This is a genomic window from Cryobacterium sinapicolor, assembly GCF_004403465.1.
GTDB lineage: Bacteria > Actinomycetota > Actinomycetes > Actinomycetales > Microbacteriaceae > Cryobacterium > Cryobacterium sinapicolor.
This window is the reverse complement of the sequence record NZ_SOGQ01000014.1, coordinates 23,608-39,842: the sequence shown is the minus strand read 5'-3', so window position 1 is coordinate 39,842 and position 16,235 is coordinate 23,608. Positions and strand designations below refer to the sequence as shown.

Here is a 16,235-nt window from a genome sequence, read left to right as displayed (position 1 = left end):
GTGCCGCGCAGATCATGGCACCACCCTGGCTCGAAACCGGGGTGCGCAAATGGCGCACCGTCACCAAGTCCCGCACCCGGATGACCGACGCAATCGAGCGGAAGAACGTGACCCACGACGACGAGTAGATGCTTCCCGGCCCCCGGACTCGACAGCTCGACCACCGACCGGGGAACCTCCCCACGTCAGACCGCCAGATCTCGACACGCTCGACCACCGACCGGGGAACCTCCCCACGTCGGGTCGCCCGGACTCGACAAGCTCGACCACCGACCGGGGAACCTCCCCACGTCGGGTCGTCCGGTCTCGACAGGCTCGACCACCGAAGCTCGACCAGTGCCGCATGAGCCCTGGCGAGAAAGTTCTCCGGGCCCGGGCCGGCTCACTCGACCTCATCCGGAAACCCGTCTTGAGCCACGAGAGCGGGTGAAACGTCGGTTTCGGCCCCGCAGAACGACGAAGCACCCGCTCCCGCGGCCAGGCAGGGTGGGGAATGTGCGGGGCAGTGATGATGCCGGAATTGCTCTGGCCCACCGGGTGCCGTAACTTCTGAATCGGTGTTGCTCGCGGCCGCACCGAGTCGGACCGGAGTTGAACATGACCACAATCGAGCTGCTCGTCTATGCCGATCGCCTGGGCGGTACCATCCACGATCTGCAGACCCTGCTTGACGGCCCGCTCCGGGCCTACGGCAGCGTGCACGTGCTGCCGTTCTATGTTCCCTTCGACGGTGCGGATGCCGGCTTCGACCCGATCGACCATGCCGCGGTCGATTCCCGCCTGGGCAACTGGGCCGACATGCGCAGCCTCGCCGGCACGCGCGGGCTCACTGCGGACCTCATCGTCAACCACGTCTCCTCCTCTTCGGTCGAGTTCATCGACTGGCTTGCACGCGGCACCGACTCCGACTATGAGGGCATGTTCCTCACCTTCGACACGGTTTTCCCGAACGGCGGCACCGAGAAGGACATCACGGCGTTCTACCGGCCGCGGCCCGGCCTGCCCTTCACCGCCTATCAGGGCGCCGACGGCAGCCGCCACCTGGTCTGGACGACTTTCATGCCCACCCAGGTCGACCTGGACGTGAACCACCCCGCGGCGCTCGCCTACCTGCGCCGCGTTCTGCAGACACTGGCCGGCGGCGGCGTCTCGACCGTGCGGCTCGACGCCGTCGGCTACGCCGTGAAGACCCCCGGGACCGACAGCTTCATGACCGCGCAGACCCTCGAGTTCGCCCGCACCGTGGTGGCTCTGGCCCACGAGGAACACCTCGAGGTGCTCGTCGAGGTGCACGCGCACTACAGCCAGCAGCTCGCGATCGCCCCGCTGGTCGACCGTGTCTACGACTTCGCCCTGGCGCCGCTCCTGTTGCACTCGCTCGGCACCGGAACCGTCGACCGCCTCGCCGACTGGTTCCGGATCCGCCCCGCCAACGCCATCACGGTGCTCGACACCCACGACGGCATCGGCATCATCGATGCCGGCCCGATCGGCGACAAGCCCGGCCTCCTGACCCAGTCCGAGATGGTCGACATCTTCGCCCGCGCGGAGCGGGCCACGCACGGCCACTCCACCGTCGCATCCGTCGTGCCCGAGTGGTTCACCCTTCCACATCAGATCAATGCGACCTTCTACAGCGTGCTCGGCGGCGAGGAGGTTCCCTACTTCCTGGCCCGCGCCGTGCAGCATTTCCTGCCCGGCCGACCGCAGGTGTACTACGTGGGGTTGCTCGGCGGCCTCGACGACACCGAGCTGTTCGGGCGCACCGGCAACGGCCGCGACGTCAACCGCCACGTCTACACGGCGGAGGAGATCGAACAGGCCCTCACCACCGACGTGACCCGCGCGCAGCTCGGCCTGGCCCGCATCCGCAGCACTCACCCGGCCTTCGCCGGCGACTTCTCCTGGGCCGGGCTCGCTGCAGACCGGATCGAACTCCTCTGGACGGCTGCTGAAGCGAGCGCTCGGCTCACGGTGGCCACGACGCTGGGCTCCCCGACCATCCGCATCGAGCTGACGGATTCCGGACGCACGCAGGTGCTCGACACGGTCGTATCCGTCGCCGACTGGGAGCCCGCGCCGCGCTGACCTAATTCGATCGCGGGCGATCGGGCTTGACTGCGGTGTGCGCAAACCCCGAACCAGCTACTACTGCGGCGGCCCTGTCCGCGTATTCCATCAGCCTCGAGCCCTCCTCGGCGAAAGTGACCACGAACGAAATCGCTGCCTTCCTCACCGACCGGGCACTGGTGACCGTGCACATGAACGGAAATTTCACTCTCATGCGGTTGCGGACGCTGCGGCGGATCATCCTCCCTCTGAGAGAGGTCGTGAACGCGCTGCCGCGGCGAGACCTGCATTTGCTTCAGGACGAGATGGGACCGTACCTCCAGGACGTGTACGAGCACGGGCTGAGGTAAGCCACCCGGCTTTTACGCGGCCGCAGCACTGATCGTGGGACTTTCAGCGCTGCTTTGCGTTCTCTTCCGGCGCAACGACTGGATCTGCAACCGAGGGGACGATTCAGACCTCGGTCGGATTCACGCTCAGCGACAGCCCTTGTCGCTGGTGTCTCGTGGGCGGCAGCCACGCGCGCGTGCGCCAGACAAATGCAGTCGCAGCCGTCGGGTCCCCGGCAGCCGAGTCCCCGGCACCGCCATCAGCTTCGGCCGGACCGAGAAGGAGTGCATCGAACGTAGGCCGGACGGCACTGCTGGCTGTGGTGTCATCGATGGAGGGAGAATAGAACATCGTGCATCCTTCGGGGTCTGCGGCTGACAGAGGCTGTCACCATTGGGACGCCGGTTGTGACATATTTGTCACGGAATTGTGAAATGTTTTTTCTAACGGCAGAGGAAGGGCGGAGCGTCGATGCCGAATACCCCGACCCGGGCTCCGCTCGCGTCTCCGCTGGAGTCGTTCCCCGACCAAACTTTGGCGGATCGTGCCGCTGACGGGGACATTCGGGCATTCGAGGTGCTCGTGCGCCGCTACGGCCCGCTGATGCGGGTGTATGCCAGCCGTGTCCTTGGGTCGAACGACGAGATGGACGACGTCGTGCAGGAGTCCTTCATCACCGCTTGGCAGCAGTTGCCCACCCTTGAGAACGGTGCCGCCGTGAAGAGCTGGTTGATGCGTATCGTCAGCCGGAAAAGCGTCGACCGGCTCCGCGCCCGGCGGCACCATGTCGACATCGACCTCACCGACGCTCCGGCCCCAGAGCGTCATTCCCCGCATAGACTGGCGGAAGCGGAGTCTCAGACGGAGGCCCTGACGCGTGTCCTCGCCGATCTACCTGAGGACCAGCGCCGCTGCTGGATGTTGCGAGAACTCGCGGAATGCAGCTACGGCGACATTGCGGAAGAACTGGAGCTCCCCGTCTCGACCGTTCGCGGGCTTCTCGCCCGTGCACGGAAAACCCTGCTCCAGGAAATGGAGGAATGGCGATGAAATCCTCCGACAAGCTCGCCGGGCACACTTTCGAGGAGCTGAGCGACTACCTCGACCGGGACCGGTCCCCGGCCGACCCGAGCATCGACGGATCCCCCGAGTGTGAGATCGCGCTGCGCGGCATGGAGCGGCTCCGGAACACGCAGCGCGCCCTGCTCAAGAAAGACGTGGAGCTGGAATCCGAGCGCGAGGACAGCTGGGTCAGCACGATTCTGCAGGCCATCAGCATCGAGGCGCGCGCCGGCCGTGACATCCCGATCAGCCACCCCTCATCGACCGCCCGGCTGAGCGTGACGGAGGGTGCGGTGCGCGGCATCCTGCGTGCCGCCGGTGACAGCATTCCGAACATCATCGTCGGACGGTGCCGCCTCGACGGCGACGTTAGCGAGCCGGGCGCACCGGTCACCGTGCGGGTGGATGCCACGGTCCTGGAGGGCGAGATCATTCCATCGCTCGTCGTTGCGCTCCGGGAGGCGCTTTACGTCGCGCTCCACCAGCACACGGAACTCGCGGTCGAAGCCGTCGACATCACCATTCGCGACCTGTACCAACCCGTGCCCCCACGTGCGAAAGCGAGCAGTGATGAGTGACGCCCCGGCACCGGAAAAAGTGACGCCCGACCCTGCCCCCGAATCCCCGCTGCCCAGGCAACTAGACGAGCTGGTGCTGGCCGTTCCCGGCGTGGACGCGCTGTACTCGGCGGCCCCGCTCGTGGCGACCGTGGTCGCTTCCGTAGTCGCCTCCGCCGTCGAAGCCGTGACCGGCCAGCCGAAATCGAACAGCTCCGTCTCGGTCAGCGAGAAAAAAACCGGCCTGGAGATCGCGGTGAAGATCGGCGTCACCGCCCCCTACGCGGCCATCGATGTGAGTCGCCGCGTACACGACGCGATCACGGAGCAGCTCGACCAGAACGGGAGCCCGGCCGCGACCGAGATCGCGGTCACCGTGGCCCGGATCGACTGACCTGGTTCGCCGGCCAGTCCGGCAACGCCAGTGCTCGGTCGCGCTTCTCACGGGGGCGTCCCACCGCGGGTGTGTAGCGTGAAAACCCACACGACCTAAGGAGTCATCAGTGAGTCAGACAATCGACATCGGCATCCCGGACCAGCAGCTCGAGAAGATCGTTCACGGTCTGTCCCGAGTGCTGGCGGATTCGTACACCCTTTACCTCAAGACTCACAGCTACCACTGGAACGTCGTGGGCCCTATGTTTCACTCGCTGCACACCATGTTCATGGACGAGTACACCGAGCTGGCTCTGGCCGTCGACGACATCGCGGAGCGCATCCGCGCCCTGGGCACCCCGGCGCCAGGCACCTATCGCCAGTTCACCGAGCTCGCCGTCGTGCGCGAGGACACCGACCTGCCGGATGCCCCGGAGATGCTCCGTCGACTGGTCGCCGCCCACGAGGCCACAGCCCGCACCATCCGCGAGGTGCTACCCGTCGCCGAGAGCGCACCCGACCAGGTCTCCACCGATCTGCTTGTGCGCCGCCTGGACGTGCACGAGAAGACAGCCTGGATGCTGCGCAGCATGCTGGCCTAAGCCTGCGGTGCGGGCTGGATACCTCGAGCCGGCGATCAGGCGATCCGTCCCCGTTCGATCCGGTCGATCACCTGGCCGACCATCACTTGCGGTTCGCCGTCGCCGAATACGGGCCACCAGTACACATCAGCGTTCGCCGCCGCAGGCAACTAGTCCGCGATCTGAGGGGACTACACCTCGCGTCGGGCTGCCGCCAACGGGCTTCCCGCCACCGGGTCCCAGGTCGCACCCGGGCGACCCAGCAGGTAGCCCTGGGCGAGCACGGCGCCGCTGGTGCGCAGGCTGTCGAGCTGTTCCGTGGTCTCCACCCCCTCGGCGATCACCTCCACGTCGAGCTTGGCAGCCAGCGCCAGGATGCCCTGCACGAGCGACACGGAGGAGGCTCCGGGAAGACCCTGGATGAAGCTGCGGTCGATCTTGATCTGGTCGACGGGCAGGGTGTTGAGCCAGGCCAGGGTCGAGAAGCCGGTGCCGAAATCGTCCAGGGAAATGCGGATGCCCAGACGGCGCAGTTCCACGAGGCGCTCGACGATTCCGGGGAGATCGATGAGTGACCGGCTCTCCACCACCTCGAGGGTGAGCCGTTCCGGTGCCAGACCGTTGCTGTTGAGAGCCGTGCGAACCGTCGACACGAGCCTGTGATCCAGCAGCGTGGCGGCGTCGAGGTTTACCGCGACGCCCAGCGGCCGGGCGCCCAGCTGCGGCCAATCGACCACGTCCCGGCAGGCGGTCGCGATCACCCACAGGTCCAGTTCGGTGATCAGGCCCCGTTCCTGCGCCAGCGGCAGGAATGCGCCCGGGGCGAGAATGCCCAGTCGCGGGTGCGCCCACCGGATGAGGGATTCCGCGCCCACGACCGTCTCCTCACCGAAACGGGAGATGTCCACGACGGGCTGGTAGTACAGTCTCATCTCGTTCGCCTCCACCGCACGGGACAGCTCCACGAGTAGCGACGTGTCGGCGTCCCCCGGTGATTCAACGCCCATCGATATGCTGCCGTGCGCCTCGGCGCCGGCCACGGCGATCTGATTTCGGCCCGTTCTCTTTGCGTCGTACATTCCGGCGTCCGCCGCGTCGAGGAGCTGCTCGCCGCGGCCCCCCGGCCCCCGGTGCGAGGCCACACCCACGCTGGCGGAGATCCGCACGTGCTGGCCGGCCAGGTGGAAGGGGGGATTCAGGCAGCCCACGACGCGGCGGGCCAGCTCGATGGCCGAGTCTTCGCCGTCAAGGTCGGTGACCAGCACCGCGAACTCGTCTCCGCCGAGTCGGCCGATGGTGTCGATGCTGCGGATCTCGGCGCGCAGGCGAGCCGCAACCTGTCGCAGCAGCTCGTCTCCGGCACGATGGCCCAGTCGGTCATTGACGCGTTTGAAGTTGTCGAGGTCGCAGAACAGCACCGCGGTGCGGCTGTTCGGCTGGCACTCCGCCAGTGCGGTGTCGAGCAGCAGGGCGAACAGGGCCCGGTTGGGCAGGCCGGTCAGGCCATCGTGCTGGGATTGGTACCTTACGGTCTCGAGCAACCGGGCCTTCTGCATGGCCGTTTCACCCTGGCGGCTGACGCCTTCGATCAGCGTGATCGCCTCGGCCAGGACCTCGGGTGCCACGGGGGCGACCCAGCTGGCCGTCGCGACACCCATCAGCACATCCCCGGCGAGGAGGGGCACGACGACACCGTTGTTCACACCGATGGAACGCAGCAGCGCCGCCAGGGCCGGGCTGGCGTTGTCGGCGCTGATCAGAACGCGTTCCTGGCGTCTGAGAACGCCGAGGAGCTCCGGGGTCTGCTCCACGGTCAGCGTCGTCCGGAGGAAGAACTCGCGATCGGCCGGTGCGAGGCCGCTGGCCGCAGCAGGCCGCAGCTCGCCGACCTCGGCGTCCCACAGGAGCACGGATGCCGCGTCACTGCCGACGATCGTCGCCAGTGCCGACGCGACGACGTCCGCGATCGCCTCGACGCTGTCGCTGGTCGCCAACTGCTGGGCGAGGCCGAGCAACGCGGCCGTGCGCAACCCTTCCCGGCGGGACTCCTCGAGAGCCGTGAACAGGTCGAGGGCTGCAGCAGCGTGTCCGGCGTAGGCCTCGAGCAGGGCCCGATCCCCGAGCATCGCCGTGTGCCCCTCCGCGAACACGGCGGCCAGATGCCCGTGGATCTTGCGGTTGGAAGCGATGTCGACGACCAGCGCGCGTTCGTCCAACAACTCACCACTCAGCATCCGTGTCACGAGATCGGCGGCACGTTCCTCACTGAGCCCTCGATGGCGAACCAGCGGAGCGCCGCCCCCGGTCGGTTCGACGATGAGTAGGTACGCCGGCGCGAGCACCGCGGAGGCGGCGCGATCGACGATCCGAGCCAGCACCTCATCGACGTCGTCGCTGTTGACGAGATCAGCGGCGGCCAGCTGCACCTCCCGGACCTTGTCGCGCAGAACGCCGAGGGATGAGTCCACCCAGCGGCTCCGCGATCGCCACGACCACCAGCGCACCCGTGTCGACCAGGTCAGCACGTAGTCGCACGCCGGGAAGCCGTCCGACTGGCACTGCGGGTGGCTGATCTGTGCGGGGCCGAGGCCGAAGATGGCCGGCACGGACGAGAACAGTCCCTGGGCGTATTGGCAGTCGAGTCGGGACGGGCGATAGTCGTCGTGCAGACGGTAGCGCACGGTCGCCCTGGTCTTGCCGACGTACAGGGCATCGATCGTCGACGTCGTGGTGAACTTCGGCACCATGCGCGGTAACTGGCGATAGATGGCCCCGGGCGAGGCGAACACGCTGAGCAATTGCACGAGAACAGGCTGGATGTCACCCCGGACCGCGCCGGTGCCCACCGTGAACATGGTGTTCGGGTCGCCGAGCACCGCGGTTGCGGCCTCGAACAGCCGGATACGGGTGTCGTAGCTGACCCACGTGGACGTGTTCTGGAGAGTCGCGGCATCCTGCTGCACGCCCGCCCGGGAGAGCACCTCTGTGACCGCTCCGTCTCCGCCGCGCTCGCGCACATGGCGCAGAAGCAGGCCGATCGTCGTACTCGCAGTTTCGCGCGGCTCTGCATCCATCGTCTTCCGTCCCTCCAGTACTCTATCGACGGGTTTCGACGCTAGGTAAGCGGGACGCAACAACAATCGCCGCCCAGCGCACTCGGTGCGGTGAACGGCGATCGTGCGGGTCTCGGCCGGTCAGCCGTTGATCACCTGAGGCACTCCGAGCGCCTTGAGACCTTCGACGCCGAATTCCAGGCCGTAGCCGGACTGCTTGGAGCCGCCGAACGGGATCATCGGGTGCACGCCGCCGTGCCCATTGATCCAGACAGTTCCGGTCTCGAGCCGGGCCGCAACCTCGCGGGCCTTCTCGAGGTCGGCCGACCATACCGAGCCGCCGAGCCCAACGTCCACGCTGTTCGCCTCCCGGATCACTGCGTCGAGATCGGTGTACCGGATGATCGGCAGCGCCGGACCGAACTGCTCCTCGGTGACCAGGGCGTTGGCGCCGTCGATGTCGGCGATGAGGGTGGTCGGGTAGAAGTAGCCGGGCTGGTCGAGGTCGGGGTTTCCACCGATCAGCACGCGGGCACCGGACTCCTTGGCCGATTCGACGAGGCGGGACACGATGTCGAACTGCGCCTGGTTCTGCAGCGGCCCCAGGACGTTCTTCTCATCGAGCCCGTTGCCCATCGGCATGGCAGCGGCGACGGCGGTGAGTTCCTCGCAGACCGCGTCGTAGACATCGTCGTGCACGTAGAGCCGCTTGAGTGCGGCACAGGTCTGACCGGTGTTGATGAAGGCACCCCAGAACAAATCCTGGGCGATCGCCTTCGGGTCGACGTCAGGCAGCACAATGCCGGCGTCGTTGCCACCGAGCTCGAGGGTGAGTCGCTTGACGGTGTCGGCGGAACTCCGGATGATCGCCTTGCCGGTGGCGGTCGAGCCGGTGAACATCACCTTGCCGATGTCCGGGTGGGTGGACAGGCGCTCGCCGATCTCACGGTCGCCCGACACCACCGTGAGCAGCCCGGCCGGCAGAACCTGGTTCATCACCGCGACGAGGCCCAGAACGCTGAGCGGGGTGTGCTCCGAGGGCTTGACCACGACGGCATTGCCCATCCGCAGCGCCGGCGCGATCTGCCAGACTGCGATCATCATGGGCCAGTTCCAGGGGCCGATCGCGGCGACCACGCCGATCGGGCGGTAGTGCATCTCGGCGTGGACCTGGCCGTCGTCGACGACGATCTCAGCCCCGAGCGGTGTCGCCGCGGTGGCACGCAGCCAGGCGGATGACGCACCGACTTCGAAACGGGCGTTCGGCCCGTTCAGCGGCTTGCCCTGTTCGCGGGAGAGCAACTCGGCGAGCGGCTCGGCCGCGGCATCGATCGCATCCGCGACCCGGTTCAGCATCTCGCTCCGTGCAGCGTGACCCAGGGCCGCCCAGGCCGGCTGAACCGCGCCGGCCGTGGTGACCGCGCGGTCGAGGTCCCGAGCGGTGTCCACGGGGGCCAGGCCCACCACCGCTCCCGTTGCGGGATCGAATATTTCTCGCGTCGATCCCGACTGCGGCGTGATCGTCGCAAGGAGATTGTCGTAGGTGTCCATGGGTCCTCCACTGTGAGTCCGTTAGTTCTCTGAACCTATCCAGCGGATGCCGGGCCCGTTTGTTTCAGCGCGCAGGGCGGTTGTTCTCTGGCGCAGGACCGTCATCCTCTTGCCGCACACCTCCAGTCGTGCCACCCTGACAGGCACTGTGGGCCCTGCCGAAAAAACGTGACGCGCGAATGGAGACCCGATGAGCGAGCGTTACCCCGTCATCTATGTGCGTGGTTTTGCCGGCGGCCAGAATGCCATGGACGACGCGGCGGATGATCCGTTCTACGGTTTCAACGAGGGTTCCACCCATGTGCGGGTGGGGGCCGGCGGCCAGCCGCGGTTCTATCAGTACGAGGGTCCACTGCTGCGGCTGGTCAAGGACCAGCAGTACCGGATCGAAGTGGCCGGCAGCCAGCAGAACGTCCTGATCAATGCCGATCCCGGCTCGCTTGAACCGGACTCCGTGTGGATCTACCGGTTCTACGACGCCGCGGCGGGCACATTCGGCGTCGAGCCGCAATCGTACGACATCGGCCGCGCGGCCAAGGGGCTCGTCGATTTCATCGACCTGGTGCGGGCCAAGACCCGCGGCGGACCACCCGTCTACCTCGTGGCCCACTCCATGGGCGGGCTGATCTGCCGCACCGCACTGCAGCGCGAACTGGCCGACCCCGCCGAATCCGTGTCGAAGCTCTGCACGATCGGAACCCCGCATGGAGGCATCTCCCCCGAGCTCGGCGGGCCGATCGGCGGCTGGATCATGGACCGGTTCGGTCCGTTGGGCAGCGATATCTTCGCCCCCCGGCATATGCAGGAATACATGCTGCCGGACGGCCACGACTTTGCCCGGGAGACCGACCCGAAGACGGGGCGGTGGGACCCCCGTCGCATGGTGGGCGCTTTCCCACCCTCCCGCATCCTGAGCATCGTCGGCACGAATTCGCGGGACTATTCCGTGGCCGCCGGGCTGTCGTCCGCGGTCATGGGCGTGCAGAGCGATGGCCTGGTCGCGGTCCGCAACGCCTATGTTTACGGGGCCGCCCGGGCCTACATCCACCGCTCCCACTCAGGTCGATACGGCCTGGTCAATTCGGAGGAAACGTACCAGAATCTGTCCCGCTTCCTGTTCGGCGGGTTGCGGGTAGAGGTCGGCCTGCACGGGCTGGAGCTTGATCGCAAGGACCGCGTCTGGCAGGGCGAGGCCAGGCTGGCCATCCGTGGCGTGCCCGTGTTGATTCATGAGCAGACAGCCGATCACTACTGCCCGATTGATTTGAACGCCACGGAGAAGGGCATTTCCGGGCCCATGTCACCGTTGCCGCTGCTGACGATCTTCCTGCAGCCGAAGAACGTGCGCAAATGCCGCTACGCCCTCGACCTCAAGATCATCTCGCTCAAGGAGACGGGCGGCATCCTCGGATTCGGGGACCATCTCGAGCAGATCGCGGACTGGCAGGACACGCTCATCGTCGACGTCGAGGTGAACGACAACGGCGGGGCCAGAAGCGTGACCTGGGAGTGGAACAGCACCCTCGCCGGTCGGATCGCCGAGCAGGCCGAGCTGCCCAACCAGCTCGACTGGGCACCCGGCACGTCCACCGACGGGCAGTGGCAGCTGCCGGTCCCCATCACCCCGATGGGGCAGGCGGTGCTCGGGCCCGACGCGCACCTCCAACTCAGCATCAGCCTGTGGGCCTGAGCGGCCGGCTCCGAGTCATCAACCCGGGACCTGCCAGCCGCAGTGGCGGCGACGCTCGGCCGCTAGGCTTCCCCGCATGGGCAACGACGCAGACCGGCCTGCGGGCATCCAGCGGAGCAGCCTGCTCACCCGGCGGCTGCTCGCACCCAACGCCGGCCCCATGACCCTCGACGGCACCAACAGCTACCTCATCGCCGCGCCCCGCTCCGAATCGGTTGTGGTGGTCGATCCCGGGCCGATCGACGACGCCCACCTGGCCGCGCTGGCCGGGGCCGGTTCGATCGACCTGGTCCTGATCACGCATCACCACGCGGACCACACCGCGGCGAGCGAGCGCTTCGCCCGGCTGACCGGCGCTCGGGTGCGGGCGTTCGACCCCGCATTCTGCGTCGACAGCCGGCCGCTGACCGACGGGGAACTGATCGAGGCCGGGGGAACGCGCATCCGTGTCATCGCCACGCCGGGGCACACGGCGGACTCCGTGAGTTTTCAGCTGCCCGCCGACGGACCGGGCGGGTCGGTGCTCACCGGCGACACGATTCTCGGGCGCGGAACGAGCATCATCGCCCACCCCGACGGCACGCTCGACGGCTACCTGCGTTCGCTCTCCACCCTGCAGGCGCTCGGGCCCGCGACGGTACTCCCCGCCCACGGCCCGGTGCTGCCCGACCTCGGGGCGGTCTGCGCCGCGTACCTTGCGCACCGCCACCAGCGTCTCGGCGAGGTGCGCCGCGCTCTCGCCGAGTTGGGGCCCGACGCGACGGTCGCGATGGTCACCGATCGCGTCTATGCCCACACGGATGCCTCCGTCCGGTTCGCCGCGGAGGCGTCGGTTCACGCGCAGCTGGCATACCTGCGCGCCGCGAAGCCGGCCCCCGGGACGTAGCCCGCCCGCCGAGGCGCGGCAGTCCAGCCCGACGGCGAACGAATTCGACGGAGATTTTGCTCCGAACGGCCTGTTCCAGCCTGGAAAAGCCTGCTTTCCGCAAAATCTCCGTCGAATTAGTTAGGGGCGGACGGCCGGTTGTGGACTAAGGCGCGTGCGGGACGGGCGGCGACGGGGCGGCCCGGGAAGGGCAGGCAGGGCCCGGGCAGGCAGGACCGGGGCAGGCGGTGCCGGGGCAGGCAGGGCGCTGGCAGTTCAGCGCTCGGGCAGATAGCGCCGAGGCACGAAGGCTTGGGCGACCAGGGAGCGCAGACTCTCGAGGCTTCCGGTCACGAGCCCCTGGGCGCGGGCCTGCACGAGCACATTCCCGATCGCGGTGGCCTCGACGGGGCCGGCCAGCACGGTCAGCCCGGTTCGATTCGCGGTGAGCTGGCAGAGCAGCTCGTTCTGCGACCCGCCTCCGACGATGTGCACCGTACGGATGCTCCTTCCCGACAGCTCGCTCGCGGCCCGCAGGGTCTCCGCATAGGCGGCGGCGAGGCTCTCCACGATGCTGCGCACGAGCTCGACCGGCGTTTCCGGCACCGGCAGGCCGTGCTCGCCGCAGTACGAACGGATGCGCGCCGGTATGTCCCCGGGCGCCAGGAATCGGGGGTCGTCCACGGCGAAGACCGCGACCGGGCCGGTCACCTGAGCAGCCTGGGCCAACAGGTACGCCAGCTCGAACGTGGTGCCCTGCGCCTCCCAGGTGCGCAGCGACTCGCTCACCAGCCACAGGCCCATCACGTTGCGCAGGTACCGCACCCGGCCGTCGACGCCGCCCTCATTGGTGAAGTTGGCGGCGCGGCTGGCCTCGGTCAGCACCGGCGAGGCCAGCTCGACCCCCACGAGCGACCAGGTTCCCGAGGAGATGTAGGCGTCGGTGTCGCCGGTCATGGGCACGGCGACGATGGCGGATGCCGTGTCGTGCGACCCGACGGCGACGAGATCCAGGCGCGTGGCCGATCCGATCTCGGCAGCGACGCCGGGCAGCAGGGACCCGATCCGCTCCCCCGCGCTGACCAGCCGCGGGAAGATCGCGCGGGGCAGGCCCAGCCGGCCGATCAGGGCATCGTCCCAGTCCGCGGCCGCCGAGCAGGCGGCGGCGGCAGCAGCGGTGGCCGGCGCGGCAGCGTCCACCGTGGCGGGCGTGGCCCCTGTCAGGGCGGCTGTCGCCGCTATCCTCGATACCGCGCCGGTTCGGCCAGCCGGGGCGCCCGGGCCGGACCCGACGCGCAGCAGCCCGGTCGTCGACGCGTTCGTGCGCTCGGCGACCTGCTCCCCGGTGAGCCAGTAGCCGAGCAGGTCCGGGATCAGCAGCATCGTCTCGGCGCCGTCGAGGCCGCCGGCCAGACGGTCGGCCGCGAGCTGGTAGAGCGTGTTGAACGGCAGGAATTGGAGGCCGTTGCCTGCGTAGAGGTCGGCCGGGGCGACGAGGGCGTGGGTGGCGACTACTCCTCCCCCAGTGCGGTCGTCGCGGTAATGGTAGGGGTTGCCGAGCATCCGTTGGCCGCGCAGGAGTGCGTAGTCGACCGCCCAGGAATCGATCCCGGCGCTGACCAGTTCAGGTTCCTCCCGAACGGCGGAATGCAGGCCACCGAGCACGTTGCGGTAGAGCTCGACGATGTTCCAGTGCAGCCCGTCGATGGTGCGCACCGGAGTGTTCGGAAAGCGGGCAACCGGTCGCAGGCGCAGCTCGCCCGGACCGACGTGGCCGAGCATGACCCGGCCGCTGGACGCGCCGAGGTCGATCGCGGCGACCGTGCCCGCGCTGGTCAGAGGCCTCACCACGAGCCGAGCCCTGCCGACCCGGGCAGGCCCGCGCTGCCCGCGCCGCCCGCGCCAAGATCACCAAGTTCGCCGAGATCGCCGGTTCCGGTCGAGTGCGACAGGCGAAACCGTAGGGCTCGACCACGAGAGCCGAACTCGGCGGTGCTCATCGCAGGAACGCGGCGGCGACGCCGGCGTCGACCGGGATGTGCAGCCCGGTGGTGTGGCTGAGGTCGCTCGTGCAGAGCACGAAGACCGCATTGGCGACGTTCTCCGGCAGCACCTCGCGCTTGAGCAGGGTGCGCTGCGCGTAGTACGTGCCGAGCTCCTCCTCCGGCACGCCGTAGACGGCGGCGCGCTTGGCGCCCCAGCCTCCGGCGAAGATGCCCGAGCCGCGCACGACCCCGTCGGGGTTGATGCCGTTGACCTTCACGCCGTACTCGCCGAGCTCGGCCGCGAGCAGCCGCACCTGGTGCGCCTGGTCAGCCTTGGTTGCCGAATAGGCGATGTTGTTCGGGCCCGCGAAGACCGAGTTCTTCGACGAGATGTAGACGATGTCGCCGCCGAGCTTCTGCTCGATCAGCACCCGGGCAGCGGCTCGGGAGACCAAGAACGAGCCCTTGGCCATCACATTGTGCTGCAGGTCCCAGTCGGCGACGGTGGTCTCCAGCAGCGATTTGGAGAGCGAGAGGCCGGCGTTGTTGACGACGAGGTCGAGGCCGCCGAACGCGAGCAGGGCCGCGTCGACGGATGCCTGCACCTGGGCCTCGTCGGTGACGTTCGCCTGCACGCCGATCGCGACATCGGCCGACCCGATCTCGGCCGCCGCAGCCTGTGCCTTCGAGAGGTCGAGGTCGGCGATCACGACGCAGGCTCCCTCGGCCGCGAGGCGGGTGGCGATGGCCTTGCCGATGCCGGATGCCGCCCCGGTCACCAAGGCGACGCGGCCGGCGAGTGGCCGGGGCGCGGGCATCCGCTGCAGCTTGGCCTCTTCGAGCGCCCAGTACTCGATCTTGAACTTCTCGGCCTCGTTGATGGGCGCGTAGGTGGAGAGCCCCTCGGCGCCGCGCATCACGTTGATGGCGTTGAGATAGAACTCGCCGGCGACCCGCGCGGTCTGCTTGTTCGCGCCGTAGCTGAACATGCCGACGCCCGGGATGAGCACGATCAAGGGGTCCGCGCCGCGGATCGCGGGCGACTCGGGCCCCGCGTTCCGGTCGTAGTAGGCCTGGTAGTCGGCCCGGTACTGCTCGTGCAGTTCCTGCAGGCGGGTGAGGGAGTCGTCGACGGATGCGCCGGCCGGCAGGTCGAGCAGCAGCGGCTTCACCTTCGTGCGCAGGAAGTGGTCGGGGCAGCTCGTGCCGAGGGCCGCCAGGCGGGGGTGCCCGGCCCGGGACAGGAAGTCGAGCACCTCGGGGGCATCCGTGAAGTGCCCGACCTTGACGGCATCCGTCGACACCAGACCGCGGAGCGTCGGGGCGAGGGCGGCCGCCTTGGCGCGACGCTCCGCGGGCGCGAGCGGGATGAAACCGGCCAGTTCCGGGCCGAACGGCTCGGCCTGGGAGTGGTGGGCGATGAAGGCGGCGGCGGTCTCGATGATCCGGAGCGAGTTGGCCTCGGCCTCATCGCTCGTGTCGCCCCAGGCGGTGATGCCGTGGCCGCCGAGGATGCAGCCGACGGCCTGCGGGTTGGCATCCCTGATCGCGGCGATGTCGAGGCCGAGCTGGAAGCCCGGCCGGCGCCAGGGCACCCACGCCACCCTGTCGCCGAAGATGGTGGTCGTGAGCGCCTCCCCGTCGGCGGCGGTGGCGATCGCGATGCCGGAGTCGGGGTGCAGATGGTCGACGTGCGCGGCATCGACGAGCCCGTGCATGGGCGTGTCGATGGAGGGGGCCGCGCCTCCCTTGCCGTGCAGGGTGTAGTCGAGGGCCGCGACCATCTCGTCCTCCCGGTCGAGTCCGGGATAGACGCCGGCGAGGGCGCGCATCCGGTCGAGGCGCAGCACGGCCAGGCCGGACTCGGTGAGGGTGCCGAGGTCACCCCCGGACCCCTTGACCCAGAGCAGCTCGATCGTCTCTCCCGTGACGGGGTCGATCTCGGTGCCCTTGGCGGAGGTGTTGCCGCCGGCGTAGTTCGTGTTTCGCGGGTCGGCGCCGAGGCGGTTGGACCGGGCGATGAGCGCCGCAGCGGAGGGATTGATGGTCATGATCTGCTTTCCAGGGTCTGAACGAGGAGTGAGAGGGCGGAGGAGGGTCGAGCCGTCCCGTGCGG

General features: G+C 68.5%; 12 protein-coding genes. 8 read left to right on the top strand and 4 right to left on the bottom strand.

Annotated elements, in window-relative coordinates; translation table 11 throughout:
* Positions 1–597: 597 nt before the first annotated feature.
* From gtfA to E3T28_RS03130, 6 genes are all read left to right on the top strand, one after another.
* Positions 598–2,088 (top strand): sucrose phosphorylase, encoded by a 1,491-nt coding sequence (gene gtfA, locus E3T28_RS03155; RefSeq protein ID WP_134427880.1) that lies wholly within the window; start codon positions 598–600, stop codon positions 2,086–2,088.
* A 116-nt stretch (positions 2,089–2,204) separates the two neighbouring features.
* The gene (locus E3T28_RS03150; protein WP_134427879.1) at positions 2,205–2,420 is read left to right on the top strand and encodes a hypothetical protein; all 216 of its coding nucleotides are present in this window, start codon (positions 2,205–2,207) and stop codon (positions 2,418–2,420) included.
* Positions 2,421–2,871: 451 nt separating this feature from the next.
* Positions 2,872–3,450, top strand: coding sequence for an RNA polymerase sigma factor (locus tag E3T28_RS03145; protein ID WP_134427877.1), 579 nt, complete (start codon positions 2,872–2,874; stop codon positions 3,448–3,450).
* A complete protein-coding gene (locus E3T28_RS03140; RefSeq protein WP_134427875.1) occupies positions 3,447–4,040 on the top strand; it encodes a hypothetical protein in 594 nt (197 codons plus the stop codon). Before E3T28_RS03145 ends, E3T28_RS03140 begins: the two co-directional genes overlap by 4 nt.
* Positions 4,033–4,413 carry a hypothetical protein gene (locus E3T28_RS03135; protein WP_134427873.1) on the top strand — a complete coding sequence of 127 codons (381 nt, stop codon included), beginning with the start codon at positions 4,033–4,035 and terminating at the stop codon, positions 4,411–4,413. Before E3T28_RS03140 ends, E3T28_RS03135 begins: the two co-directional genes overlap by 8 nt.
* Positions 4,414–4,522: 109 nt before the next feature.
* A complete protein-coding gene (locus E3T28_RS03130) occupies positions 4,523–4,996 on the top strand; it encodes a Dps family protein (protein ID WP_134427871.1) in 474 nt (157 codons plus the stop codon).
* Between the two features lie 170 nt (positions 4,997–5,166).
* On the opposite strand, the gene E3T28_RS03125 is transcribed toward E3T28_RS03130, so the two are convergent.
* On the bottom strand, positions 5,167–8,049 hold the full coding sequence (locus E3T28_RS03125; RefSeq protein WP_135101554.1) for a putative bifunctional diguanylate cyclase/phosphodiesterase: 2,883 nt from the start codon (positions 8,047–8,049) through the stop codon (positions 5,167–5,169).
* Positions 8,050–8,169: 120 nt separating this feature from the next.
* Positions 8,170–9,579 (bottom strand): aldehyde dehydrogenase family protein, encoded by a 1,410-nt coding sequence (locus E3T28_RS03120; RefSeq protein WP_134427869.1) that lies wholly within the window; start codon positions 9,577–9,579, stop codon positions 8,170–8,172.
* Positions 9,580–9,769: 190 nt separating this feature from the next.
* On the opposite strand from E3T28_RS03120, the gene E3T28_RS03115 reads away from it, so the two are divergent.
* Positions 9,770–11,269 (top strand): esterase/lipase family protein, encoded by a 1,500-nt coding sequence (locus E3T28_RS03115; protein WP_134427867.1) that lies wholly within the window; start codon positions 9,770–9,772, stop codon positions 11,267–11,269.
* A gap of 76 nt (positions 11,270–11,345) precedes the next feature.
* Positions 11,346–12,155 (top strand): MBL fold metallo-hydrolase, encoded by an 810-nt coding sequence (locus E3T28_RS03110; protein WP_134427866.1) that lies wholly within the window; start codon positions 11,346–11,348, stop codon positions 12,153–12,155.
* Between the two features lie 255 nt (positions 12,156–12,410).
* Here the strand turns inward: E3T28_RS03110 and E3T28_RS03105 are convergent, their stop codons facing one another.
* Both E3T28_RS03105 and E3T28_RS03100 read right to left on the bottom strand, forming a co-directional pair.
* Entirely contained in the window at positions 12,411–13,916 is a 1,506-nt protein-coding gene (locus E3T28_RS03105; protein WP_241979140.1) for a rhamnulokinase, read from the bottom strand.
* Positions 13,917–14,130: 214 nt separating this feature from the next.
* Complete coding sequence (locus E3T28_RS03100; RefSeq protein ID WP_134427864.1) at positions 14,131–16,170, bottom strand: bifunctional aldolase/short-chain dehydrogenase; 2,040 nt, start codon at positions 16,168–16,170, stop codon at positions 14,131–14,133.
* Between the last annotated feature and the right edge of the window lie 65 nt (positions 16,171–16,235).